This window comes from Pseudomonas sp. PSB18 (assembly GCF_014596565.1).
In the GTDB taxonomy this organism is placed as follows: Bacteria; Pseudomonadota; Gammaproteobacteria; order Pseudomonadales; family Pseudomonadaceae; genus Aquipseudomonas.
This window is the reverse complement of the sequence record NZ_NOIN01000001.1, coordinates 301,083-325,658: the sequence shown is the minus strand read 5'-3', so window position 1 is coordinate 325,658 and position 24,576 is coordinate 301,083. Positions and strand designations below refer to the sequence as shown.

The following is a 24,576-nucleotide window of genomic DNA, read 5'->3' as shown; positions in this document are numbered from 1 at the left end:
CTGAACTTTTCCCTGCCGGTCCGGTTCGGAGTTTAAGTGAGTTCTTTCAGGGACCAATTTCAAAGACTAGTGGGCCTTTACCGCCATAACGTCCATGGGGCGTAAAAGGAGCGATGCTCGATGACTGCCGAACACCCGACCGACTTGGCGTACAACCCGAATCTACCGCTGTCCCACGCCTTGTTATTGCCGCGTATTGCGATTGAAAACACCATGCCGGTGATCGACGGCGGGCAGTTCGCTGCCAAGGCCGTGGCAGGGCAGGACGTCACGGTGACCAGCAAGGTCTTCACCGATGGCCATGACAAGCTCGCCGTGCGAATTCGCTGGCGTGCACTGGACGATGAGGTGTGGAACAGCGAGGTCATGACCGACCTGGGCAATAACGGCTGGCGGGGCCAGTTCAATGTCCCGGCCCAGGGCCGCTATGTATTTTGCATCGAGGCCTGGTTCGACCAGTACGCCAGTTTCTGCTACGAACTGGAAAAGAAATATGGCGCCGGCGTCCCCATCAGCCTGGAATTGCAGGAAGGACGCAACCATGTGCTACAAGCCTCCGAGCGCAGCGATGGCGAGTTGAGCGAACAACTGGCCGCGCTGCATCACGAGCTTTCGGGGTTGTTGCCGGCCGAGCAGGTGGCCCTGTTCCTTGCACCGCACAGTGCCGACCTGATGTCCCTTGCCGATCACCGGCCTTACCTGAGCATCAGTCCCGAATACCCCCTGGATGTGGAACGCGAGCGGGCCGAGTTTGCCAGTTGGTATGAGCTGTTTCCTCGCTCGATCACCGACGATCCTCGCCGCCATGGCACGTTCAACGATGTGCATTCGCGCCTGGCGATGATTCAGGACATGGGTTTTGACGTCCTGTACTTCCCGCCGATTCATCCCATTGGCCGCAGTTTTCGCAAAGGGCCGAACAATTCCCTCACCGCCGGCCCCGACGACCCAGGCAGCCCATATGCCATTGGCAGCGAGGACGGCGGGCATGAGGCGATCCATCCGCAACTGGGCACCCGGGAAGACTTCCGGCGCCTGGTCGCGGCTGCCGAGGCCCATGGCCTGGAGATCGCCCTCGATTTCGCCATCCAGTGTTCCCAGGACCACCCCTGGCTCAAGCAGCATCCGGGCTGGTTCAGTTGGCGGCCGGACGGCACGATCAAATACGCGGAAAACCCGCCGAAGAAATACCAGGACATCGTCAACGTCGATTTCTACGCGGCGGAGGCGATTCCCAGCCTCTGGACCGAGCTGCGGGACATTGTGGTGGGGTGGGTCAACGAAGGCGTGAAAATGTTCCGCGTCGACAACCCCCATACCAAGCCGCTGCCGTTCTGGCAGTGGTTGATCGCCGATGTGCGGGCCCAACATCCCGAGGTGATCTTCCTCGCCGAAGCCTTTACCACGCCGGCGATGATGGCCCGGCTGGGCAAGGTCGGTTATTCCCAGAGCTACACCTATTTCACCTGGCGCAATACCAAGGCCGAGCTGGCGACCTACTTCAGCGAGCTCAACCAGTCGCCGTGGCGCGAGTGCTATCGACCGAATTTCTTCGTCAATACTCCCGACATCAACCCGGCCTTTCTCCATGAGTCGGGGCGCGCGGGTTTTCTGATCCGCGCGGCGCTGGCGACCATGGGTTCGGGCTTGTGGGGGATGTACTCGGGCTTCGAACTCTGTGAGTCGGCGCCGGTGCCGGGCAAGGAGGAATACCTCGATTCGGAGAAATACGAAATTCGGCCGAGGGACTTCACCGCGCCGGGCAACATCATTGCCGAAATCGCCCAGCTCAACCGCATCCGCCGCCAGAACCCGGCGCTGCAGACGCACCTGGGCCTGAAAATCTACAACGCCTGGAACGACAACATTCTGTTTTTCGGCAAGCGCACGCCTGATGGCAGCAACTTCGTCCTGGTGGCGGTCAGCCTCGATCCGCACAACCCCCAGGAAGCCAATTTCGAGTTGCCGTTGTGGGAGATGGGCTTGCCGGATGACGCCCAGACCCAGGGCGAGGACTTGATGAACGGGCACCGCTGGACCTGGTATGGCAAGTACCAGTTCATGCGCATCGACCCGGGGTATCAGCCGTTCGGGATCTGGCGGATCAGCACGTCTTGAGAGGTTCCATGGCGAGCGCAATGGTGAGGCAACCTGTGGGAGCAAGGCTTGCCCGCGATGAAGCTGACGCGATCGTCCAGAAACCGAGGCATCTGTATCGCGAGCAAGCTTTGCTCCCACAGACAGATCCTTTTGCCCTAAAGAACAGCGCAAGCCCGTCCCAGCGGCTTTATTGAATTCATCAGGAGTTGCACATGGCGAAGAAACCGCGGTCAGCCACGTTCATCAAGGACCCGCTCTGGTACAAGGATGCGGTGATCTATCAGGTACACGTCAAATCCTATTTCGATTCCAACAACGACGGTATCGGCGATTTCCCTGGCCTGATCGCCAAGCTCGACTACATCGCCGACCTGGGCGTCAACACCATCTGGCTGCTGCCGTTCTACCCATCGCCCCGGCGCGACGACGGTTACGACATTGCCGAATACCGTGGCGTCAGTCCCGACTACGGCACCATGGCCGATGCGCGGCGCTTCATCGCCGAAGCCCACAAGCGCAACCTGCGGGTCATCACCGAACTGGTCATCAACCACACCTCCGACCAGCACCCGTGGTTCCAGCGGGCACGCAAGGCCAAGCGCGGTTCCAAGGCGCGGGATTTCTACGTCTGGTCCGATGACGACCACAAATACGACGGCACCCGGATCATTTTCCTCGACACCGAGAAGTCCAACTGGACCTGGGACCCGGTGGCCGGCCAGTACTTCTGGCACCGCTTCTATTCCCACCAGCCCGACCTCAACTTTGACAACCCGCAGGTCATCAAGGCCGTGCTGTCGGTGATGCGCTATTGGCTGGACATGGGGATCGACGGCCTGCGCCTGGACGCGATCCCATACCTGATCGAGCGCGATGGCACTAATAATGAAAACCTGCCCGAGACCCATGATGTTCTCAAGCTGATCCGCGCCGAGATCGATGCCAACTATCCCGACCGCATGCTGCTGGCCGAAGCCAACCAATGGCCGGAGGACACCCAACTGTACTTCGGCGATGTCGATGCCCAGGGCCTGAACGGTGACGAATGCCACATGGCGTTCCACTTCCCGCTGATGCCGCGCATGTACATGGCGCTGGCCCAGGAAGACCGCTTTCCCATCACCGACATTCTGCGTCAGACGCCCGAGATCCCGGCCAATTGCCAATGGGCGATTTTCCTGCGCAACCATGATGAGCTGACCCTGGAGATGGTCACCGACAAGGAGCGCGACTACCTGTGGAATTACTACGCGGCCGACCGTCGGGCGCGCATCAACCTGGGCATCCGTCGACGCCTGGCGCCGCTGGTGGAGCGTGACCGTCGTCGGGTGGAACTGCTCAACAGCCTGCTGCTGTCGATGCCCGGCACGCCGACCTTGTACTACGGTGACGAAATCGGCATGGGCGACAACATCTACCTGGGGGACCGTGATGGGGTGCGCACGCCGATGCAGTGGTCCATCGACCGCAACGGCGGCTTCTCCCGGGCCGATCCGGCCAGCCTGGTGCTGCCACCGATCATGGACCCGCAGTACGGCTACCAGTCGGTCAACGTCGAAACCCAGGCGGGCGATCCGCATTCGCTGCTCAACTGGACCCGGCGGATGCTGGCGGTGCGTAAACAGTCCAAGGCCTTCGGTCGTGGGACCCTGAAAATGCTGTCGCCGAGCAACCGACGGATTCTGGCCTATACCCGTGAATACACCGGGCCGGATGGCAAGCATGAAATCATTCTCTGCGTGGCCAACGTGTCCCGTAGCGCCCAGGCCGCCGAGCTGGACCTGTCGGCCTATGCGGGCATGGTTCCGGTGGAGATGCTGGGGGGCAATGCCTTCCCGCCCATCGGCCAGCTGAATTTCCTGCTGACCCTGGCGCCTTATGGCTTCTATTGGTTCGCCCTGGCGGCGGAAAACCAGATGCCGAGCTGGCACGTGGAGCCGGCCCAGAGCCTGCCGGACTTCACCACCCTGGTCCTGAAAAAACGCCTGGAAGAATTGCTCGAAGCACCTTCGCGCACCACCCTGGAGCAAACCATCCTGCCGAGTTGGTTGCAGAACCGGCGCTGGTTCGCCGGCAAGGACAGCGCCATCGAGAAGGTCGATATCGTTTATGGGGTGCGCTTCGGCGATCCCCAGCATCCGGTGCTGCTCAGCGAGATCGACGTCACCAGTGGCGGCCAGACGCTGCGTTACCAACTGCCTTTCGGTCTGCTGGCCGAAGATCAGGTCGGTGCGGCGCTGCCGCAACAACTGGCGCTGTCCCGGGTCCGCCGGGTACGTCAGGTGGGGTTGATCACCGACGCGTTCGCCCTGGAAAGCTTCATTCGGGCCGTGTTGAACAGCATGCAGGCGGCCACGGTGCTGCCGTACGCCGATGGCGAGTTGCGTTTCGAACCCACCGAGGGCCTGGCGGCGCTGAACCTGGGTTCCGAGCCGGAGGTGCGTTACCTGTCCGCGGAGCAGTCCAACAGTTCGGTGGTGGTGGGCGGCAGCCTGGTGCTCAAGCTGATCCGCAAGGTCGCTTCCGGCGTGCACCCGGAACTGGAGATGAGTGCCTACCTGACCGCTGCGGGTTTCAGCAATATTTCGCCGCTGCTCGGTTCGGTGATCCGTCGCGACGCCCAGGGCGAGGATGCGCTGCTGATGATCGCCCAGGGCTACCTGAGCAACCAGGGCGACGCCTGGGAATGGACCCAGAACAATCTCGAACGTGCGTTGCGTGATGAGCTGGCCGATGCAGTGTCCGAGCAGGAACAGCACTACAACGCCTTGGGTGAACTGAAGGATTTCGCCGGCATGCTCGGCCAGCGCCTGGGCGAAATGCACCAGGTGCTGGCACAAGCCACCGACAACCCGGACTTCACCCCGCAGAAAACCACGGCCAAGGACGCCCAGGCCATCGGCCGGGACGTGGCCGCCCAGGTGGAAAATGCCTTGCGTCTGCTCAAGCAGCACCAGAGCCAATTGAACCCGGCGGACCAAGCCATGGTCGCACGCTTGCTGGAGCAGAAAAAAACTGTCCTGGCCCACGTCCAGGAGTTGGCCGGCAAGGCCGCCGGTGGTTTGCGCATCCGGGTCCATGGCGACCTGCATCTGGGGCAGGTGCTGGTGATCAAGGGCGACGCCTATCTGATCGACTTCGAGGGCGAACCGGCTCGGCCGTTGCATGAGCGCAGGGGCAAGCACAGCCCGTACAAGGATGTCAGCGGTGTGCTGCGCTCCTTCGATTACGCGGCAGCCATGGCGATTCACTTGCACACCGTCGATAGCACGGGGGATGCCGACGCGGCGCGGCAGCGGGTCGCCGATCGCTATTTGAGCGAAGCCCGACAGGCATTTGTGCAGGCATATCGACTGGCGGCAGCTAGTCTTGCCCATGAGTGGAAGGATGCTGAAGGCGAAGACGCCGCGCTGGCGTTGTTCGGCCTGGAGAAGGCGGCCTATGAAGTGGCCTATGAAGCCGAGAATCGCCCCGCCTGGCTGCCCGTGCCATTGCACGGCCTGTACGGGTTATTGAGTGGGCTTGAACCCTTTTCCGATTTTTAGTGGAGAGCATCATGAGCGTCTCGAACAAGGAACCACAGGGACAGGCCAAAGAGTCTTTGCTGCCGTCCCCCCGTGATATCGACGCGCTGGTGCGTGCCGAACATCACGATCCGTTTTCCATCCTGGGGCCCCATGGCGACGGCGCCGGCGGCCAGTTCATCCGGGCATACCTGCCCGGTGCACTGAGCGTGCACGTGATCGCCCGTGACGGTGGCGAGGAGCTGGGCGAGCTGCAGCTGGGCGATACGCCGGGGCTGTTCTTCGGCCATTTCGACCATGCCCAGCCCTATCTGCTGCGCACCCGCTGGGCCGGTGGCGAGCAGGTGGCCGAAGACCCCTACAGCTTCGGGCCGTTGCTGGGGGAAATGGATCTCTACCTGTTTGCCGAAGGCAATCATCGCGACCTCAGTTCCTGCCTGGGAGCGCAACTGACCACCGTCGATGGCGTCGAAGGCGTGCGGTTCGCCGTGTGGGCGCCAAATGCCCGACGGGTGTCGGTGGTCGGTGACTTCAACGCCTGGGACGGGCGCCGGCATCCGATGCGCATCCGTTATCCGTCGGGCGTGTGGGAGCTGTTTATCCCGCGCCTGGGGGCTGGAGAGGCCTACAAGTATGAGGTCCTCGGTGCCCACGGCATCCTGCCGCTCAAGGCCGACCCGGTGGCGCTTGCCAGCCAGATGCCCCCGGACACCGCATCGAAAGTCGCCTCACCGTTGAAAATCGAGTGGCAGGACGGCGAATGGATGCAGCACCGTCGCGAACGCCAGGTTCCCAGTGCGCCGTTGTCGATCTACGAATTGCACGCTGGCTCCTGGCAATGCGAAATCGACGAGGCCGGGGAGGTGGCCCGGCAATACAACTGGCATGAACTGGCCGAGCGGCTGATTCCCTACGTCAAGGAGCTGGGGTTCACCCACATCGAGCTGATGCCGATCATGGAGCACCCGTTCGGCGGCTCCTGGGGCTATCAGCCGCTGTCGCAGTTCGCGCCGACGGCACGCTTCGGCTCGCCGGACGATTTTGCCGCGTTCGTCAACGCCTGCCACCAGGCTGACATCGGCGTGATCCTCGACTGGGTGCCGGCGCATTTCCCCACCGATACCCACGGCCTGGCCCAGTTCGACGGTACGGCGCTGTACGAGTACGGCAACCCGCTGGAAGGCTTCCACCAGGATTGGGACACGCTGATCTATAACCTGGGACGCACCGAGGTCCACGGCTTCATGCTGGCGTCGGCCCTGCACTGGTTGAAGCATTTCCACGTCGACGGCCTGCGTGTGGATGCCGTGGCGTCGATGTTGTATCGCGATTATTCGCGCAAGGCCGGGGAATGGGTACCTAACCGCCACGGTGGGCGCGAGAACCTGGAGGCCATCGATTTTCTACGCCATCTCAACGATGTGGTCGCCCTGGAAGCCCCTGGCGCGCTGGTCATCGCCGAAGAGTCCACCGCGTGGCCCGGGGTCAGCCAGAGCACGCAACAGGGCGGCCTGGGCTTCGCCTACAAGTGGAACATGGGCTGGATGCATGACTCGCTGCATTACATCCAGCAGGATCCGGTGTACCGCGCCCATCATCACAACGAACTGAGTTTTGGCCTGGTGTATGCCTGGTCCGAGCGGTTCGTCCTGCCGATTTCCCATGACGAAGTGGTCCATGGCAAACGCTCGCTGATCGACAAGATGCCCGGCGACCGCTGGCAGAAATTCGCCAACTTGCGCGCCTACCTCAGTTTCATGTGGGGGCATCCGGGCAAGAAGCTGTTGTTCATGGGTTGCGAGTTCGGCCAGTGGCGCGAGTGGAACCATGACCAGCAATTGGACTGGTACCTCACGCAATACGCCGAACACCGTGGGGTACAGAAGTTGGTGGGCGACCTGAACCGGCTCTATCGCGAGGAGCCCGCGCTGCACGATCAGGATGACGCGCCTCAAGGGTTTCAGTGGTTGATCGGCGACGATGCGATGAATAGCGTCTACGCCTGGCTGCGCTGGAGCAAGGAGGGCCGGCCGGTGCTGGTGGTCGCCAACTTCACGCCGGTGCCACGCGAGGCCTATCGCGTTGGCGTGCCTTTCGCCGGGCGTTGGGTGGAATTGCTCAACAGCGATGCCGACACCTATGCCGGCTCCAACTATGGCAACGGCGGCGGCGCCTCCACCGAAGCAGTGCCCAGCCATGGCCAGGCCTTGTCCCTTGAACTCAACCTGCCGCCGTTGGCGGTGTTGATCCTGCGGCCGGAGGGGTAGCCGTTATCAATACCAGAGGCGAATGATGACTGTGGCGAGGGGATTTATCTGTGGCGAGGGGATTCATCCCCGCTGGGCTGCGTAGCGGCCCCCTTTTTTGGCGGTCGCTGCGCAACCGAGCGGGGATGAATCCCCTCGCCACAATCCCTTAGCCACAAAGCGGTGTCGTTCTGAAGATCAGCGCACCAGACACGGCTGCTTGTTGTTGAACGTCCAGCCCGGGATCAGGTACTGCATCGCCACCGCATCGTCCCGCGCGCCCAGCCCCATGCCTTTGTACAGCTCATGGGCCTTGGCCAACTGATCCATGTCCAACTCGATCCCCAGCCCCGGCTTCTTCGGCACCTGCACGCAGCCACCCTGGATCTGCAAGGGCGCCTTGGTCAGCCGTTGGCCGTCCTGCCAGATCCAGTGAGTGTCGATGGCCGTGATGTCACCCGGTGCGGCGGCGGCCACATGGGTGAACATCGCCAGGGAAATGTCGAAGTGATTGTTGGAGTGCGAGCCCCAGGTCAGCCCCCATTCATTGCACATCTGCGCTACCCGCACCGAACCTTGCATGGTCCAGAAATGCGGATCGGCCAAGGGGATGTCGACTGACTGCAAGGTGATTGCGTGACCCATCTCGCGCCAGTCGGTGGCGATCATGTTCGTCGCCGTCTTCAGGCCCGTGGCACGACGAAACTCAGCCATGACCTCGCGCCCCGAATAACCGTTCTCGGCACCGCAAGGGTCCTCGGCATAAGCGAGTACCCGGTGCTGGTCGCGGCACAGGCGGATGGCTTCCTTGAGCGACCAGGCGCCGTTCGGGTCCAGGGTGATGCGCGCCTGGGGGAAGCGTTCGGCCAGGGCGGTGACCGCTTCGATCTCCTCGTCGCCCTTGAGTACGCCACCCTTGAGCTTGAAGTCCTGGAAGCCGTAGCGTGCATGGGCGGCTTCGGCCAGGCGCACCACGGCGGCGGCGTCCAGGGCCTTCTCGTGGCGTACGCGGAACCAGTCGTTGTCGGCATCCGGTTCGCTGCGATAGGGCAGGTCGGTCTGCTGGCGATCACCCACGTAAAAGAGATAACCCAGCATCTTCACTTCATCGCGCTGCTGGCCTTCGCCGAGCAGGGCGGCAACCGGTACGTCCAGGTGCTGGCCGAGCAAGTCCAGCAAGGCCGCTTCCAGGCCGGTGACCGCGTGGATGGTGATGCGCAGGTCGAAGGTCTGCAGGCCACGGCCACCGGCATCGCGGTCGGCGAACGCCTGGCGAACGCTGTTGAGGATCTTCTGGTAGGTGCCGATGGGGTTGCCGACCACCAGCGCCCGGGCGTCCTCGAGGGTCTGGCGAATGCGCTCGCCGCCGGGCACTTCGCCGACGCCGGTGCGGCCGGCATTGTCCTTGAGAATGACCACGTTGCGGGTGAAGAACGGGCCATGGGCGCCGCTGAGGTTCAGCAGCATGCCGTCATGGCCGGCCACGGGCACGATCTGCATGCTGGTGATGATCGGGGCTTTGCTGGCTTCTTGTGAATTCATTGTGCTTATCCTTGAACGAGTCGAATGATCAGACGTGGCTGGCCGTTGGATTGACCGGTGTCGTGGCGGCTTTGGGCTTGGGCACATTGCGCGCGGCGAAAACGATGATTGCGGCGATGATGGACGTGCCCGCCAAGCCGTAGAGACCGCCCTGGATCGAACCGGTGTGTTCCTCCAGCAGGCCGAACGTCGTCGGGGCGACAAACCCGCCGAGGTTGCCCACCGAGTTGATCAGCGCGATAACCCCGGCAGCCACCCGTGCGTCCAGGTACGCCTGGGGAATTGGCCAGAACAGCGACGACGCCGACTTGAAACCCAGGGCCGCGAAGCAGATGGCGACGAAGGCGAAGATCGGCCCGCCGACGGTCGACATGAACATCCCCGCCGCTGCAATCAGCAGCGCCGCCGCGACCCAGGCTTGCTGGAACTTCCATTTGGCCGACAGCGAGGCGAAGGCGTACATGCCGACAATCGACAACAGCCAGGGAATCGAGTTGAACAGCCCGACCTGGAAGTCGCTAAGGTCGCCCATCTTCTTGATGATGCTCGGCAGCCAGAACGTGGCGGCGTAGATCGTCAGTTGAATGAAGAAGTAGATCAGGCAGAACAGGAGGATCTGGCGATCCTTGAGCAACTGGCCGATGGACAACTTGACGGGAGTAGCCGCTTCGCGGGCCCGTTGTTCGTCATCGATGGTCTTCACCAGCGCGTCTTGTTCGTCACGCTCCAGCCATTTGGCGTCGTGAGGCTTGGAGTCCAGCCAGAACCAGACGAAAACGCACAGGCCGACAGAGAACATCCCTTCAATGAAGTACATCCATTGCCAGCCGTGCATGCCCAGGCCGTTGATCTGTAGCAGTAACCCGGACAGTGGACCGGAGATCAACGAAGCGATGGCCGAGCCGCTGAGGAAGATGGCGATGGCTTTGCCGCGCTCGACGGCGGGGAGCCAGCGGGTGAAGTAATAGATCACACCGGGAAAGAAACCGGCCTCGGCCACACCCAGCAGGAAGCGCAGGATATAGAAGTGGGTTTCGTTCTGGATGAAAGCCATGCCGGCTGCCACCAGGCCCCAGGTGAGCATGATGCGGGTCAGCCAGATACGTGCGCCGATTCTTTGCAGCAGGATGTTGGAAGGCACTTCGAACAGCGCGTAGCCGATGAAGAACAGGCCGGCACCGAAGCCGTAGGCCGCGGCACCGATGCCCAGGTCGTGCTCCATGTGGGCACGCACGAAGCCGATGTTCACACGGTCGATGTAGTTGACGATAAACATGATGACGAACAGCGGCAGGATATGGCGCTTGACCTTGGAAATGGCCGACGACAGCACCGGATCCGCGCCGGCATTCGCCTTGAGGCTGGATGTGTTCACTGGTTTTTCTCCCACTCATTGTTTTTATGCGGGGCATCGAGCAGGTGTCGATGTTGATAGACATCATACAACTCGATTTTTTTTGATGACAAGTTGTTTTTGATGATGTTTGGAGAGAGTTGTAGAGCGGCTTATGCCGTATTTGCTGGTTTGGTTGAGTTTTATGAGAAGCTGGTGGAATGTGGGGCGGGCGCGTAAAGGCGGTCTTGAAAGGCTTGGGTGGTCAAGGAAAGCTTGAAATTCAGTATGTTGTCATACAAGTTGAAAGTGCCACGGTGACCACTCTCAAGCCAGCGGGTGGTAGGATCATCCAGCCTGTACTTAAGGAACCCCGGCGATGCAAGACACCGACGCGCCCCAGCGTAAACGTACCCACAACCTGGCCCATGATCTGGTGGCGAAGCTCAGCCAGAGCATCCTCCTGGGACAGTTGAAACCGGGACAGAAACTGCCCTCCGAAGGCGCCATCGTGCTGGAGCATGGCGTCAGCCGCACGGTGGTGCGCGAAGCGATCTCCAAGTTACAGGCTTCGGGGCTGGTGGAAACGCGCCATGGCATCGGCACCTTCGTGCTGGAGCAAACCGACGAGCCGGGGCTGCGCCTCAACGTGGATACCGCGGCAGGGGTGCGGGGCATCCTGGAGCTGCGCCTGGGCCTGGAAACCCAGGCGGCTGCCCTGGCGGCCCAACGCCGTAGCGAACAGCACTTGCAGCAGATGCGCCAGGCACTGGATGACTACCAGCGATTGCTCAGCAACAACGACAGTTGCGTCGAGGCCGACCGGCGTTTCCACCTGCTCATTGCCGAGGCCACGGACAACGCCTGTTTTGTCGAAGTCATGCAGCACCTGGGCAGCGCGATGATCCCCAGGACCCGGGTAAACGTGGCCGAAAGGGGTCAGGTTGACCTGGGGAAACTGGCGCAGTTGGCCAACCTTGAGCACGAGGCCATTTTCAACGCTATCCAACGCCAGGACCCGGACGCCGCCCGCGCCGCCATGTGGCTGCATCTGACCAACAGCCGTGACCGGTTTGGCGCGAGGGCCTGATCGGCCGCTGTCGCGAGCAAGCTGTGCTCCCACCAAAAAGCTGCGTGGTCACAACAGTCCATTCACCACTGAACATCGTGGGAGCAAGGCTTGCCCGCGATAGCGCCATTGGATTCAACATCATCTTTGCTGATCCACCGCTATCGCGAGCAGGCTCGCTCCCACAATAGGTCTTCAGTGAGCACCCATTCTGCGACCGGCACTAGCCCCCTGTGGGAGCGAGCCTGCTCGCGATAGCGTCCTCACAACCAACATCACCCCGACAGTCAGCAGGCAAAAAAAACCGGCGCAACCGAGGTTGCGCCGGTGGTGGTGCCGGTGGCTGTGCGGATGTTCGTGGGTCCGCTCAGCCGCCGTTGAACCCGTTGCCGGTCATGGCCGCTCCAGGGCCAGGGCCACGCCCTGGCCGCCGCCGATACACAGCGTTGCCAGGCCTTTCTTGGCGTCGCGCTTGATCATCTCATGCAGCAACGACACCAGTACCCGGCAGCCCGAAGCACCGATGGGATGACCCAGGGCGATGGCGCCGCCATTGACGTTGACCTTGTCCATGTCCCACTTCAGCTCCCTGGCCACGGCCAGCGACTGGGCGGCAAAAGCTTCGTTGGCTTCGATCAGGTCCAGTTGCTCCAGGGACCAGCCGGCCTTGTCCAGGCAGCGGCGGGTGGCCGAGACCGGGCCGATGCCCATGATGGCCGGATCGACGCCGGCGTTGGCGTAGGCACTGATTTTCGCCAGTACCGGCAAGCCCAGCGCCTTGGCTTTTTCGGCGCTCATCAACAGCACTGCCGCCGCACCGTCGTTAAGTGACGAAGCGTTGCCAGCGGTGACGCTGCCGTCCTTCTTGAAGGCGGGCTTGAGTTTGCCCAGGGATTCGGCGGTGGTGCCGGCACGCGGTTGTTCGTCGGTGGCAAAGGTCAGTGGATCGCCCTTGCGCTGAGGAATCAGGATCGGCGTGATCTCATCGGCGAAGCGGCCACCTTCAATCGCGGCCACGGCTTTCTGCTGGGACGCGGCGGCAAAGGCATCCTGCTCCTCGCGACTGATGCCGTACTTGTCCACCAGGTTCTCGGCGGTGATGCCCATGTGGTAATCGTTGAAGGCATCCCACAAGCCATCGGTGATCATACTGTCGATCATCTGCGCGTGGCCCATGCGCAGGCCCGTGCGGGCGGCCGGCAGTACATAGGGAGCCAGGCTCATGTTTTCCATGCCGCCGGCGATGATGACGTCGGCATCGCCACAGCGGATTGCCTGGGCACCGAGATGCAACGCCTTGAGGCCCGAGCCACAGACCTTGTTCAGGGTCATCGCCGGCACGGCATGGGGCAGCCCGGCCAGGATCGACGCCTGGCGCGCCGGGTTCTGCCCGGAGCCTGCGGTCAGCACCTGGCCAAGAATCACTTCATCGACCTGCTCGCCGGAAAGGCCGGTCTGTTCCAGCAGGCGGCGGATCACCGCTGCACCGAGCTCCGGCGCAGCAATGGACGCCAGCGACCCCTGGAAGCTGCCGATGGCGGTACGGGTAGCGGCGACAATCACGACTTCTTGCATCGCATCTCTCCTCATTGGGCAGCGAATTGCATTTCAGGCACATGGTCCGGCACGATCAATTTGCCGGCGGTCTTGGCGACGATTTCCTCAACGCTGACGCCTGGGGCACGTTCTTTCAGGATGAAGGCGCCATCCTGGATTTCCAGGTAGGCCAGGTCGGTCAGCACGCGCTTGATGCAACCGGCACCAGTCAGCGGCAGGCTGCAACGGGGCAGCAGTTTCGATTCGCCATCCTTGGACGCATGGGTCATGGTGACGATGATGTTCTCGGCACCGGCCACCAGGTCCATCGCCCCACCCATGCCCTTGACCAGCTTGCCGGGGATCATCCACGAGGCAATGTTGCCTTCGACGTCTACCTCGAACGCGCCGAGCACGGTCAGGTCGATGTGGCCGCCGCGGATCATGGCGAACGATTCGGCCGAAGAAAAGATCGATGCGCCGATACGCGCGGTGACGGTCTGCTTGCCGGCATTGATCATGTCGGCATCGACTTCGGCCTCGGTGGGGAACGCGCCCATGCCGAGCAAGCCGTTTTCCGACTGCAGCATGACTTCCATGCCTTCGGGGATGTAGTTGGCAACCAGGGTGGGAATGCCGATGCCCAGGTTCACGTAGTAGCCGTCCTGCATTTCGCGGGCGACGCGTTGAGCCATTTGTTCGCGGGAAAGTGCCATGTAGTTATTCCTTCTTTGGCTGGAGGCTGGGGATCACTTGCGTACGGTGCGCTGTTCGATGCGCTTCTCGAACGTGCCGCAGATGACCCGGTCGACGTAGATGCCAGGAGTATGGATCTGCGTCGGGTCCAGCTCGCCGGGTTCGACGATCTCTTCGACTTCGACCACGGTGATCTTGCCCGCCGTAGCGGCCAGCGGGTTGAAGTTCTGGGCGGTGTGGCGATAGACCACGTTGCCGAAGTGGTCGGCTTTCCAGCCTTTGACGATGGCGAAGTCGCCGGTGATGGATTCTTCCATCAAGTACTGACGACCATGGAACTCACGCACTTCCTTGCCTTCGGCCACCGGTGTACCGACGCCGGTGGCGGTGAAGAACGCGGGGATGCCTGCACCGCCGGCACGCATTTTTTCCGCGAGGGTGCCTTGGGGGGTGAGCTGGACTTCGATCTCGCCGCTCAACAACTGCTGCTCGAAGAGGGCGTTCTCGCCCACGTAGGAGGCAATCACCTTGCGGATCTGCCGGTCTTCCAGGAGCACGCCGAGGCCGAAGCCATCGACGCCGCAGTTGTTGGACACCACGGTGAGGTCGCGGATGCCCTTGCGCTTGATCTCGGCGATCAGGTTTTCCGGAATGCCGCACAGGCCGAAGCCACCGGCGATGACGGTCATGCCGTCCTTCAAGCCCGCCAGTGCTTCCTCATAGGAACTCACGCGTTTGTCGAAACCTGCCATAGACACCTCTTTTATTCTTGATGGGGTCGCAATGGAATGCAGTGTTGCGCCAAGTCATATATTTGTTAAGTTGATTTTTAGATTGGATTGATTGATAAATCTCAATAATCGCCGCCCACCTCTGCGGCTTGGAGCTGAGCGACCATGACCCTCAAGCAGATCCGTGCCTTTCTGGCCGTGGCCCAGAGCCTGAGCTTCGCCGTGGCCTGTGAGCGACTGCATCTGTCCCAGTCGGCGCTGAGCCTGACCATCAAGGCCCTGGAAGAGGGCCTGGGCGGGCGCCTGTTCAGCCGCAACACCCGCAACGTGGCCCTGACGCCTGAGGGTGAATCCCTGTTGCCCCTGGCCCGACGGCTGATCGCCGACTGGGACAACGCCGAGGATGAGATGCGCCAGCGCTTCACCTTGCAGCGCGGACGGGTGACGCTGGCGGCGATGCCGTCGTTCGCTGGCAACCTGCTGCCACCGATCCTCAAGACCTTCCGCGTCCGCTATCCGAATGTCAACGTCACGGTCAACGATGTGATCAACGAACAGGTGCTGGAGATGGTGCGTGACCGTCACGTCGAACTGGGCGTTGCGTTCGAGCCGCTGCCGGGTTCATCCCTGGCATTCACGCCGTTGTACCTGGATCGTTTCGTCGCGGTGGTACCGTTGGACTCGCCGTTGGCCCAACGCAGCGAAATCCAGTGGCAGACGTTGCTGGAACAGCCGTTCATCACCTTGCAACGGCCCTCCACCGTGCGGGTGATGCTGGAGGAGCATCTCCAGGCCCGGGGCATGAAGCTGCCAGTGGAGTTCGAAAGCCATCAGCTGGCGACAGTCGGACGCATGGTTGCCAGCGGCCTGGGTGTGAGCGCGGTGCCGGCGCTGTGCGTCGGGCAGATGCATGAGTTGGGCGCCCGTTGCATCACCCTGGGCGATCCGGTGGTGGAGCGCGCCATCGGTGTACTGACCAAACCGGGGCATGAACTCTCAGCGGCCGCGCAGGCGCTGTTCGATACCCTCAAGGATCAGGACCTGGGTGCTCGATTGGGTATGCACTGAGCCTGGACCTTCGGGCGTCAGCTTACATTGATGTCGCTGACAAATTGCCTTCGTGAGCAGGCTCGCTCCCACAGGGGACAGCGGTGACCTCCTGTGGGAGCGAGCCTGCTCGCGAAGGGGCAGAACATTCAAAACAAATGCAAGCCGAACCGCCACCCGTGCCTTTCGTCGCCCTGCATCGCGGTTTCTTCAAACTTTCCCACCGCCTGGAACATCCACTTTTATGTGCGGTATTTCAGAACCGTCGCACTGCGCTGCAGTCTCGACCACGGAAAAGGAGAAGGAAATGGCAACGCCTAAAGAGAACCTGCTGGACTGGCTCAACGACGCCCACGCCATGGAGCAGCAAGCGGAAAAAATGCTCAAGGCCCAGGCCGAGCGGCTGAAGCACTACCCGGTGCTCAAGGCCCGCATCGAAGAGCATCTGCAGGAAACCCTCGGGCAACAGAAGCTGGTGGAGGAATGCATCCAGCGCCTGGGCGGCAGCACGTCGATGATCAAGGACATGGCTGGCAAGCTCATGGCTTTCGGTCAGGCGGTGGGTGGCATGACCATGAGCGATGAAGTGGTCAAGGGCGCGATGAGTGGCTACGTGTTCGAAAACCTGGAAATCGCTTCCTACACGGTGCTGATCGCGGCGGCGAAAGCGGCCGGCGACGTCGATACCCAGCGGGCCTGCGAACAGATCCTGCCACAGGAGATCGCCATGGCCGATTGGCTGCGCGACCACTTGCCGGAAATCACCCAGGCGTTCCTGGAACGCTCCGACAATCCCCATACCGAAGCCAAGCGCTGAACGTGGAGGGCGGTCGACCCAGGGCCGTCCGCCAACCCGGCGCATAGAGGAGGTGTATGAATCAGACCAGTGGTGAGGTACGCGCCATCAACCGACAGAGCGCAATGGTGGGTGTGTATGTGGCGCAGGAGGACGGCCACACCGTGCTCGAACTGCGTTCTGCCAACGACATCGACGTCGGTGACGTCATGGAGTGGAGCAGCGGCACGGCCCTTGGCATCCAGTCCTACCGCAACCTGACCAAAGGCTGGGACGCCGAGGTGTATGTGGTCAAGCACGGTATCGCGGCAGCCAATCTGGAGGTCCAGTTGCTGGTGGGCTCCTAGGAGAAAAAGCATGAGCGAGTCGAAGATGAAATGCGGCTGCCCCGATTGCCAATGCGAGGTGGATCCGCAGCGGATGTTCAACCACGACGGCGAGGCGTATTGCAGCCAGGCCTGCGCGGAACAGCACCCCAACGGCGAACCCTGTCCGGCCCCTGACTGCCATTGCGAGCGTAGTGGCAAGGTCGGGGATCGGGACGTGACCAATAAACAACTGGACGACGCACTGGAGGAAACCTTTCCGGCCAGCGACCCGATTTCTCCCTGATTAACGGCACGTCTTTATCCGGACAGCGGCGACAGGGTGTCCGGACGCCGCAAGCCGGACAGTGCGGTGGTGCAAGATAACGCCGGCAGCCCGCGGGTTTTGGCTTCCTGGAACGGCGCGAGGCATGGGTGACGAGACCGGTGCAGTGGGGTGCCGGCGCCATCCGGCCTTTGGCGGACGGCGTGGAAAGACACGCACTGTTCAATGGGCTTTTGCGGGCCTGTTTGAGCTCCGTCGATAGCTTTGATTATTTAAGTAAATTTATCGGTTGCCGCTTGTTCGATAGCGTTTGATGGTTTGTTTTAAATGAACTTCAAAGTGCTGACCGTTCGTCGCCGGTTGCCGAACTCTATTCAAACCTTATCGGCGTCGGGTTCTCCGAATACTACGAGCCGACAGGTTCGATGACAGTAACTAACGAGGTGAATGAAATGGCTAATACAGGCAATAACAACCCTGGCAATTTCGCTAACGATCGTGAAAAGGCATCGGAAGCCGGGAAAAAAGGCGGGCAAGCGTCCGGGGGCAATTTTGCCAACGATCCTGCACGTGCTTCAGAAGCCGGCCGCAAAGGTGGCCAGGCGTCCGGCGGCAATTTCGCCAATGACCCTCAACGCGCCGCAGAGGCTGGCCGCAAGGGCGGGCAGGCGTCTGGCGGCAATTTTGCCAACGACCCTGAACGCGCTTCGGAGGCCGGTCGCAAAGGTGGCCAGGCATCGGGTGGCAACTTCGCCAACGACCGGGAAAAAGCTTCGGAAGCCGGCAAGAAGGGCGGCGACAGCAGCCACGGCGGTGGTCGTAAGTCGTAATGCGCCATGACATGCAGGCCCCTTGGCGCCACGCCGGGGGCCTGTATTGTTAAATCCAAGAAGACAGGTCGTGGGGGCATTGGCCCTTTATTTCGATAGCTGAAGGTTGGAAGGGGCCGTATTTACCGTCTGTCTTCGTTATTGAATAAAAAATAAATTTAATTCCTTTTATATATTCAGACTCTTGTCAGTCTGCCGTTTATCGGTAGACCCATAAGTTGTGCCGTGATCGAGGAGTTCAAAATCATGTTTCTACATAACAAGCGACTGCAGTACACCGTGCGTGTGGCGGAGCCGAATCCAGGTCTTGCCAACTTGCTGCTGGAACAGTTCGGTGGGGCCCAGGGAGAACTGGCGGCGGCATCCCGTTATTTCACCCAGGCGCTGGCCGAGGACGATCCGGGCCGCAAGGATCTGCTCATGGACATCGCCACCGAAGAGCTCAGCCACCTGGAGATCATCGGTTCGATCATCGTGATGCTGAACAAGGGCGCCAAAGGCAGGATGGCCGAAGGCGTGGAGAAGGAAGGGCAGTTGTACCGGGACATCAACGGTGCCGGCAACGATTCCCATATCACCAGCCTTCTGTATGGTGCCGGTTCACCCCTGACCAACTCGGCGGGTGTACCTTGGACCGCAGCCTACATCGACACCATTGGTGAGCCGACCGCAGACATGCGCTCCAACATCGCAGCCGAGGCCCGGGCCAAAATCGTCTATGAACGGCTGATGAACGTCACCGACGATCCGGGTGTAAAAGAGGCCTTGGGTTTCCTGATGACTCGGGAAATCGCTCACCAGTTGTCATTTGAAAAAGCCCTGCATTCCATTCAGCCCAATTTCCCTCAAGGTAAGTTGCCAGGCATGCCGGAGTTCACCAACGTGTACTTCAACATGTCTCAGGGCGAGCCTGCCGTGCGCGGCTCCTGGAACCAGGGTGACGATTGGGAGTTCGTCGAAAACCCCACGCCGGCGGTGGATGGCGGCGACGGCTTGGCCAGCGTACAGCTGAGTAAACAAGACGAAGCCCTGCTGATGGACATGAAGGCGCGGACGATGTCCAACCCCGAGAGCGATCCCACCACGGGTGCCGACTTGGGTTCAGGGATGCAAGGTGACAAACTGTAGGCACAACGCGGCGAGGGGGCCTGGCTTCCTCGCTGAACCTTCCATAGGGCCTGGCTAAAGCCTGTAAGGATATTTGATGGACCAGCAGACTTCCCGGATCCGATCGCCCTGGCGTACTTGGCTGGATCCTCTGCAAGGCAATCTGCTGCTGGGCGCGAGCTTCTGGCTCGGGTTGGCGGTTGTCGCCGCGTTGTTGCTTTACAGCGGTTATAACGCACTGGTAGGCGCGGACCGTCACCACTTGGGCTATGCGGTGTTGGGCGGGGTATCCGGATTTGCCGCCACGGCCTTGGGCGCAATCATGGCCGTGGTGCTGCGGGATATCTCCTCTCGCACCCAGGACATCATGTTGGGCTTCGCTGCGGGCATGATGTTGGCCGCCAGTTCGTTTTCGCTGATATTACCCGGCATCGAAGCCGCCCGAGTGATTTGCGGCAATCAGTTGCTCGCCGCGTTTGTCGTGGTGCTCGGCCTGGGGTTGGGCGTTGCGCTGATGATCGGCCTTGACCGGTTTATTCCCCACGAACATGAATTGAGCGGCCGGCGTGGGCCGCAAGCCGAGCGGATCAATCGCGTCTGGCTGTTCGTGCTCGCGATTACCTTGCACAACCTGCCGGAGGGCATGGCCATCGGCGTCAGTTTTGCCGACGGTGACTTCAAGGTCGGCCTGCCTCTCACCACGGCAATTGCCATCCAGGACATACCCGAAGGGCTCGCCATTGCCATGGCCCTGCGGGTCACCGGCATCAGCACCTTGCGCGCCGCATTGATCGCGGTAGGCTCGGGGCTGATGGAGCCGCTGGGCTCGGTGATCGGCCTGGGCATGTCGTCGGGCGTGGCCGTGGCCTATCCCATCAGCCTGGGCCTGGCGGCCGGGGCGATGATCTTCGTAGTGTCCCATGAAGTGATTCCCGAAACCCACCGCAACGGTCATGAAACCCCGGCCACCCTGGGGTTGATGATGGGGTTTGCGGTCATGATGTTCCTCGACACGGCGCTGGGCTGAAGGGCCTGGCGACAGTTTTGGCGCGATACTGTCAGGACTGACAGTATCCAATGTTCCCTCGCCGGTATTTCATGGCTCGACTACTCGTAGCCCGGAGAGACAGCAATGGAACACCAGGCCACTTTTACCGGTCATCTGGTCTTTATCGGATTTGGCACTATTGCCCGCGCCCTCCTTCCGCTGGTGTTGGGGCAGGACTACATTCCGATCGAGCGCATCACCGTCATCGCGCCGGTGATCGACCATAACATCTGGTTCAAGGAGCTTGGAATTCGGTTTGTCCGCAAGGCGCTGACCGAGCCTACCTTTGTCCAGACCCTGGAACGCATCGTCAAACCAGGGGACTTCATCATCAATGTGTCGGTGGATGTCAGCTCGCTGGCGCTGATGGCGTATGCATTCGATAAAGGAGCGCTGTACCTCGATACGTGTGTCGAACCGTGGGCGGGCGGTTACCGTGACCCGCGACTGGACCTGTCGCGTCGCAGCAACTACGCGTTGCGCGACCAGGCGCTGAAGCTGCGCAGAAAATTGGGTAAAGGTCCTACCGCAGTGGTGGCCCACGGGGCCAATCCCGGTTTGATTACTCATCTGCTCAAGGCCGGCCTGGTGGAGCTGGCGACGCAACTGCAACATCCCTTGCCGCTGCACCGCACAGCCGTGGATTGGGCCAGGCTATGCATGGAGATGGGCATCAAGGTCATACATTTTGCCGAACGCGATACCCAGTGTTCCCATTGGCTCAAGCAGGACGATGAGTTCGTCAATACGTGGTCGGTGGATGGGTTCATCAGCGAGGGCAGCCAACCGGCGGAGTTGGGCTGGGGAACCCATGAACGAACATGGCCGGCGTCTGCCAGACGCCATCGCTTCGGCACCCGCAATGCCATCTATCTCGAACGACCGAGCGCCAGCGTACGGGTCAAGACCTGGACGCCCTTGGGCGGGCCCTGTCTGGGGTTATTGGTCACGCACCACGAAACCGCGTCCACCGCAGACCTGCTGACACTGAAAAAGCGGCAGGTCCTGCTCTATCGACCCACGCTGCACTACGCCTACCACCCCTGCAACGACGCGTTGCTGTCCGTCCACGAACTGATCGGTCGCGGCTGGCAGCCTCAGCACCGACAGCGGATCCTCAATGGTGAAATCGAAAGCGGTGGCGTCGACGCGCTGGGCGTTCTGCTGATGGGGCACGCATTGAACGCTTACTGGTTCGGCTCGATGCTGAGCGTCGACGAAGCCCGGGCGCTGGTGCCCTTCAACAATGCCACCAGCCTGCAAGTGGCCGCCGGTGTGTTGGCGGGGCTTGTCTGGGCAGTGGAACATCCGGATCGCGGCATCGTCGAGCCGGAACAGATGGACTACGAGCGGGTGCTGGAGGTGGCAAGGCCCTACCTGGGCTCGCTGGTGGGCAAACGTACCGACTGGACACCCGCCGGGGAGGGCGCGGCGGCTGATTGGCAGTTCGAGCATTTCGTCCAGCTCTGACGCACCTATACTCAATTGCATGGATGACATGAATCCGGGGTGGCGCGATCGTGCTGCGTTCGCTGGTGCTGGCCGTTTTGATCGCTCTGGCGGGGTGCGCCACGCCCCAGCGCGCCCAGCAGGCGAGCGCGGTTGCCCCGGACACCTGGCGGCAGGTCGACCAGCAGATCATCGCCGCCTCCAAAAGCGCTGTCGGGCAAGCCGAGGTCTATGCTCGCGGGTCGATGGAGCATTGGCGGGTGCTGGTGTACGAACGGACTGAGGCTGAGTTCATCCCGTGGTTCAGCAGCTACTGGACCCAGGAGTGGATGGCGGTGAAAGTCAGCTGGTACGCCGCCAGTGCCAAGGGCGAAGCGGATTCCCCCTCCAGCCGGCTGGCGCTCTACCTTCAAGAGCAATATCGCGAGCGGGTGCTGGAACCGGTGGCCGTGGAGATCGATCCTGAAGCGATCAGGGCCGCCGCGACAAGCTATTACGTACGCCTGCTGAATCAGCAGGTCCAGGTGATCGCACAGAGGCATCAAATTCCAGACGAATTGATGAACCGGCGCCTCCACGGCATTACTGCGATCAACCTGGGACCGCCGGCGGCGCGCAATGCTTCGTTGTATGAAATGGTCCACACTGAGCCGCTGAATACGCTTCCGGCCTACGCCGCGTTGATCGACCACGTCAACAAGGCCACCGCCACGGGGGCGGGCCCGTCGGATGCGGTGATTGCCACGGTGGCGCAACGCACCAGTGAAAAGATCGAAGCCCAATTTGCCACGCGAGGGGCGGCCAGTGCGGCCGCAGCCGTGGCCGGGAAGGCGGTAGGGGCGCTGATTTCGGTGGGCGTGGCAGGTGTTCGCGCGGTCATCCACGAAGGCGAGCGGCCGGAAATGGAGGCGCAGATTCGCAAAAGCCTGAGCGCCGCGTTCGATGAAGCCTGGTTCAAGTCACTCAAGCATCCCCTCAGTGGTGTGCTGGCACCGGTGTACTATCTGGACGAAGAAATCGAAGGCAACCTGGTGGAGGCGGAGTTGGCGAATCAGGCGGTGGCGTTGCCGGACATCAAGCCATGACGGGCGGGTTCATTCTGCGCCGAGCGTGACGCGACAGCCCTTGCGGTGACGGATCTGTTCGTCCGAAGGGCGTTCCCTGACGAATTCGAAGCGTGGCTCACCTTCGCTGTAAATCACCAGCCAGCCCCATTCCAACTCGCTTTCATCTTGCCCTGGTCTGGGCGGCGAGGCCCACCAGGGTTCTTTCTGCATGATCTGGCGCATCGTGTCCTCCTGCCGGTTGGTCTTTCACTATAGACCCTCGATTGTGTGCTCTGTGGGAGCAAGGCTTGCCCGCGAGGCAGCGACTCGGTTCCAGGACGGACCGCATGGACTTTATCGCGGGCAAGCCTTGCTCCCACAGCTACTCTCTTCCCCAGCGAAAGGTGAGCGGCTTGATACATGAGTGTGCTCTGATCCCGTCCACCAGCGTCTAGGGTCTGTATCCCCGCACTCGAACGGGGAATCACTGGACCCCCGCACATGCAAGCACTGTTGAACGAGATCCTCGATGCGGTTCGCCCCCTGATCGGTCAGGGCAAGGTGGCCAACTACATTCCGGCCCTGGGCAGCGTGCCTGGCAATCAGTTGGGCATTGCCGTGTATGGCAACGACGGCGAGATGTATTGCGCAGGTGATGCCGAAACGCCGTTTTCGGTACAGAGTATTTCCAAGGTATTCAGCCTGGTGCAGGCCATCGAGCATTCCGGCGAAGCCATCTGGGAGCGCCTGGGCCATGAGCCGTCCGGCCAGCCGTTCAACTCCCTGGTGCAGTTGGAGTTCGAGCGCGGTCGCCCACGCAATCCGTTCATCAACGCCGGCGCCCTGGTGATCTGCGATATCAACCAGTCGCGTTTCGCCGCCCCGGCGTTGTCGATGCGTGATTTCGTGCGACGCCTGTCGGGCAATCCCCAGGTGATGGTGGATGGCAAGGTCGCTGAGTCGGAGTACCAGCACCGCGCCCGGAATGCGGCGATGGCTTACTTGATGCAATCGTTCGGTAACTTCCATAACGACGTGGAAGCGGTGTTGCGCAGTTATTTCAGCCACTGTGCGCTGCGAATGAGCTGCATCGATCTGGCTCGGGCGTTCTGTTTCCTGGCCAACGACGGCTTTTGCAAGCACAGCGGCGAACAGATCCTGAGTGCCCGCCAGACCCAACAGGTCAACTCCATCATGGCCACCAGCGGGCTGTACGACGAGGCGGGTAATTTTGCCTACCGTGTCGGCCTGCCTGGCAAGAGCGGCGTGGGCGGCGGGATTGTCGCCGTGGTACCGGGGCGCTTCACGGTGTGCGTCTGGTCGCCAGAGCTCAACGCCGCCGGCAACTCCCTGGCGGGCATGGCGGCGCTGGAGTTGCTCAGCCAGCGAATCGGCTGGTCAGTGTTCTAGGGTTAATTCGAGCAGGCCACCAGGCCATAAAAAAGGCCCGTTCCTGATGGAGGAACGGGCCTTTTTTTCAACTGCGCATCAGCAGAAGCGGTCGATGACCTGCACTTGCGAAGTGTTTTGCATCGACTGCCAGGCCTGGGTCAGCGTTTGCAGCACGCGACCGATAAAGTCCTTGTCGGCCGCAGCCTTCTTGCCCACGTAGCCTTGGCCGCGGCGGTACATCTTCAGCCGGGCGCACAGGTCTTGTTGGTGCTGTTCGAACTCGCCTTCATGCGCGTAGGGCGACAGGCAATCCATGTGGACCTGGCCAGTCTTGCTGATCCACAGGATATGGCTGTCGAGTGTGTCCTTGTGTGCTGCGAACATGCGAGCCAGTTCATCAATAGATGGTTGATTGTTCAGATTCATGTGTAAGCCCCTTGACCATTTGGTTGATCTGTCTGGTGGTTCGCAAAGATTTCGCTTCTCGGTAAGT

General features: G+C 61.4%; 21 protein-coding genes. 14 read left to right on the top strand and 7 right to left on the bottom strand.

Features of this window, described 5'->3' with window-relative positions; all coding sequences use genetic code 11:
- Positions 1-120 precede the first annotated feature (120 nt).
- The 3 genes from CGA22_RS01295 (at position 121) to glgB (ending at position 7,891) form a co-directional block, all read left to right on the top strand.
- Positions 121-2,118 (top strand): alpha-1,4-glucan--maltose-1-phosphate maltosyltransferase, encoded by a 1,998-nt coding sequence (locus CGA22_RS01295; protein WP_041023635.1) that lies wholly within the window; start codon positions 121-123, stop codon positions 2,116-2,118.
- Positions 2,119-2,312: 194 nt separating this feature from the next.
- Complete coding sequence (treS, locus tag CGA22_RS01290) at positions 2,313-5,645, top strand: maltose alpha-D-glucosyltransferase (RefSeq protein ID WP_041023636.1); 3,333 nt, start codon at positions 2,313-2,315, stop codon at positions 5,643-5,645.
- Between the two features lie 11 nt (positions 5,646-5,656).
- A complete protein-coding gene (gene glgB / locus CGA22_RS01285) occupies positions 5,657-7,891 on the top strand; it encodes a 1,4-alpha-glucan branching protein GlgB (RefSeq protein ID WP_041023637.1) in 2,235 nt (744 codons plus the stop codon).
- Between the two features lie 177 nt (positions 7,892-8,068).
- On the opposite strand, the gene gudD is transcribed toward glgB, so the two are convergent.
- Both gudD and CGA22_RS01275 read right to left on the bottom strand, forming a co-directional pair.
- Positions 8,069-9,412, bottom strand: a complete 1,344-nt coding sequence (gene gudD, locus CGA22_RS01280) for a glucarate dehydratase (protein ID WP_041023638.1) — start codon at positions 9,410-9,412, stop codon at positions 8,069-8,071.
- Between the two features lie 28 nt (positions 9,413-9,440).
- Positions 9,441-10,787, bottom strand: a complete 1,347-nt coding sequence (locus CGA22_RS01275) for an MFS transporter (RefSeq protein WP_041023639.1) — start codon at positions 10,785-10,787, stop codon at positions 9,441-9,443.
- A gap of 337 nt (positions 10,788-11,124) precedes the next feature.
- Here CGA22_RS01275 and CGA22_RS01270 point away from each other — a divergent pair, with 337 nt between their 5' ends.
- Complete coding sequence (locus tag CGA22_RS01270; RefSeq protein ID WP_041023640.1) at positions 11,125-11,835, top strand: FadR/GntR family transcriptional regulator; 711 nt, start codon at positions 11,125-11,127, stop codon at positions 11,833-11,835.
- 372 nt (positions 11,836-12,207) lie between these two features.
- Here CGA22_RS01270 and CGA22_RS01265 read toward each other — a convergent pair whose 3' ends face one another.
- The 3 genes from CGA22_RS01265 to CGA22_RS01255 are packed head-to-tail and all read right to left on the bottom strand — an operon-like array spanning position 12,208 to position 14,798.
- On the bottom strand, positions 12,208-13,389 hold the full coding sequence (locus CGA22_RS01265) for an acetyl-CoA C-acetyltransferase (protein WP_041023641.1): 1,182 nt from the start codon (positions 13,387-13,389) through the stop codon (positions 12,208-12,210).
- A gap of 11 nt (positions 13,390-13,400) precedes the next feature.
- Positions 13,401-14,066 carry a CoA transferase subunit B gene (locus tag CGA22_RS01260; protein ID WP_003180355.1) on the bottom strand — a complete coding sequence of 222 codons (666 nt, stop codon included), beginning with the start codon at positions 14,064-14,066 and terminating at the stop codon, positions 13,401-13,403.
- 33 nt (positions 14,067-14,099) lie between these two features.
- Positions 14,100-14,798 (bottom strand): CoA transferase subunit A, encoded by a 699-nt coding sequence (locus CGA22_RS01255; protein ID WP_041023642.1) that lies wholly within the window; start codon positions 14,796-14,798, stop codon positions 14,100-14,102.
- Between the two features lie 144 nt (positions 14,799-14,942).
- Here CGA22_RS01255 and CGA22_RS01250 point away from each other — a divergent pair, with 144 nt between their 5' ends.
- The 9 genes from CGA22_RS01250 (at position 14,943) to CGA22_RS01210 (ending at position 22,730) form a co-directional block, all read left to right on the top strand.
- Positions 14,943-15,845 (top strand): LysR family transcriptional regulator, encoded by a 903-nt coding sequence (locus tag CGA22_RS01250; RefSeq protein WP_041023643.1) that lies wholly within the window; start codon positions 14,943-14,945, stop codon positions 15,843-15,845.
- A 286-nt stretch (positions 15,846-16,131) separates the two neighbouring features.
- On the top strand, positions 16,132-16,641 hold the full coding sequence (locus CGA22_RS01245; RefSeq protein ID WP_041023644.1) for a ferritin-like domain-containing protein: 510 nt from the start codon (positions 16,132-16,134) through the stop codon (positions 16,639-16,641).
- A gap of 56 nt (positions 16,642-16,697) precedes the next feature.
- Complete coding sequence (locus CGA22_RS01240) at positions 16,698-16,967, top strand: hypothetical protein (RefSeq protein WP_041023645.1); 270 nt, start codon at positions 16,698-16,700, stop codon at positions 16,965-16,967.
- Positions 16,968-16,977: 10 nt separating this feature from the next.
- Positions 16,978-17,232: a metallothionein gene (locus tag CGA22_RS01235; RefSeq protein WP_223194625.1), complete on the top strand. Its 255-nt coding sequence runs from the start codon at positions 16,978-16,980 to the stop codon at positions 17,230-17,232.
- Between the two features lie 431 nt (positions 17,233-17,663).
- On the top strand, positions 17,664-18,041 hold the full coding sequence (locus CGA22_RS01230) for a general stress protein (RefSeq protein ID WP_041023646.1): 378 nt from the start codon (positions 17,664-17,666) through the stop codon (positions 18,039-18,041).
- A 246-nt stretch (positions 18,042-18,287) separates the two neighbouring features.
- Positions 18,288-19,169: a manganese catalase family protein gene (locus CGA22_RS01225; RefSeq protein ID WP_041023679.1), complete on the top strand. Its 882-nt coding sequence runs from the start codon at positions 18,288-18,290 to the stop codon at positions 19,167-19,169.
- A gap of 76 nt (positions 19,170-19,245) precedes the next feature.
- On the top strand, positions 19,246-20,175 hold the full coding sequence (locus CGA22_RS01220) for a ZIP family metal transporter (RefSeq protein WP_041023647.1): 930 nt from the start codon (positions 19,246-19,248) through the stop codon (positions 20,173-20,175).
- 105 nt (positions 20,176-20,280) lie between these two features.
- Positions 20,281-21,666 carry a saccharopine dehydrogenase C-terminal domain-containing protein gene (locus tag CGA22_RS01215; protein ID WP_041023648.1) on the top strand — a complete coding sequence of 462 codons (1,386 nt, stop codon included), beginning with the start codon at positions 20,281-20,283 and terminating at the stop codon, positions 21,664-21,666.
- 50 nt (positions 21,667-21,716) lie between these two features.
- Positions 21,717-22,730, top strand: coding sequence for a lipoprotein (locus tag CGA22_RS01210; RefSeq protein WP_041023649.1), 1,014 nt, complete (start codon positions 21,717-21,719; stop codon positions 22,728-22,730).
- 9 nt (positions 22,731-22,739) lie between these two features.
- Here CGA22_RS01210 and CGA22_RS01205 read toward each other — a convergent pair whose 3' ends face one another.
- Positions 22,740-22,934, bottom strand: coding sequence for a hypothetical protein (locus CGA22_RS01205; RefSeq protein WP_041023650.1), 195 nt, complete (start codon positions 22,932-22,934; stop codon positions 22,740-22,742).
- 258 nt (positions 22,935-23,192) lie between these two features.
- Here CGA22_RS01205 and glsB point away from each other — a divergent pair, with 258 nt between their 5' ends.
- The gene (gene glsB / locus CGA22_RS01200; protein WP_041023651.1) at positions 23,193-24,101 is read left to right on the top strand and encodes a glutaminase B; all 909 of its coding nucleotides are present in this window, start codon (positions 23,193-23,195) and stop codon (positions 24,099-24,101) included.
- A gap of 78 nt (positions 24,102-24,179) precedes the next feature.
- Here the strand turns inward: glsB and CGA22_RS01195 are convergent, their stop codons facing one another.
- Complete coding sequence (locus tag CGA22_RS01195; protein ID WP_041023652.1) at positions 24,180-24,509, bottom strand: hypothetical protein; 330 nt, start codon at positions 24,507-24,509, stop codon at positions 24,180-24,182.
- Positions 24,510-24,576: the final 67 nt, after the last annotated feature.

Coding starts and splice junctions, on each gene's coding strand:
- CGA22_RS01295 (WP_041023635.1), top strand. CDS start 121: ATGACTGCCGAACACCCGACCGACTTGGCGTACAACCCGAATCTACCG.
- treS (WP_041023636.1), top strand. CDS start 2,313: ATGGCGAAGAAACCGCGGTCAGCCACGTTCATCAAGGACCCGCTCTGG.
- glgB (WP_041023637.1), top strand. CDS start 5,657: ATGAGCGTCTCGAACAAGGAACCACAGGGACAGGCCAAAGAGTCTTTG.
- gudD (WP_041023638.1), bottom strand. CDS start 9,412: ATGAATTCACAAGAAGCCAGCAAAGCCCCGATCATCACCAGCATGCAG.
- CGA22_RS01270 (WP_041023640.1), top strand. CDS start 11,125: ATGCAAGACACCGACGCGCCCCAGCGTAAACGTACCCACAACCTGGCC.
- CGA22_RS01265 (WP_041023641.1), bottom strand. CDS start 13,389: ATGCAAGAAGTCGTGATTGTCGCCGCTACCCGTACCGCCATCGGCAGC.
- CGA22_RS01260 (WP_003180355.1), bottom strand. CDS start 14,066: ATGGCACTTTCCCGCGAACAAATGGCTCAACGCGTCGCCCGCGAAATG.
- CGA22_RS01255 (WP_041023642.1), bottom strand. CDS start 14,798: ATGGCAGGTTTCGACAAACGCGTGAGTTCCTATGAGGAAGCACTGGCG.
- CGA22_RS01250 (WP_041023643.1), top strand. CDS start 14,943: ATGACCCTCAAGCAGATCCGTGCCTTTCTGGCCGTGGCCCAGAGCCTG.
- CGA22_RS01245 (WP_041023644.1), top strand. CDS start 16,132: ATGGCAACGCCTAAAGAGAACCTGCTGGACTGGCTCAACGACGCCCAC.
- CGA22_RS01240 (WP_041023645.1), top strand. CDS start 16,698: ATGAATCAGACCAGTGGTGAGGTACGCGCCATCAACCGACAGAGCGCA.
- CGA22_RS01235 (WP_223194625.1), top strand. CDS start 16,978: ATGAGCGAGTCGAAGATGAAATGCGGCTGCCCCGATTGCCAATGCGAG.
- CGA22_RS01230 (WP_041023646.1), top strand. CDS start 17,664: ATGGCTAATACAGGCAATAACAACCCTGGCAATTTCGCTAACGATCGT.
- CGA22_RS01225 (WP_041023679.1), top strand. CDS start 18,288: ATGTTTCTACATAACAAGCGACTGCAGTACACCGTGCGTGTGGCGGAG.
- CGA22_RS01220 (WP_041023647.1), top strand. CDS start 19,246: ATGGACCAGCAGACTTCCCGGATCCGATCGCCCTGGCGTACTTGGCTG.
- CGA22_RS01215 (WP_041023648.1), top strand. CDS start 20,281: ATGGAACACCAGGCCACTTTTACCGGTCATCTGGTCTTTATCGGATTT.
- CGA22_RS01205 (WP_041023650.1), bottom strand. CDS start 22,934: ATGCGCCAGATCATGCAGAAAGAACCCTGGTGGGCCTCGCCGCCCAGA.
- glsB (WP_041023651.1), top strand. CDS start 23,193: ATGCAAGCACTGTTGAACGAGATCCTCGATGCGGTTCGCCCCCTGATC.
- CGA22_RS01195 (WP_041023652.1), bottom strand. CDS start 24,509: ATGAATCTGAACAATCAACCATCTATTGATGAACTGGCTCGCATGTTC.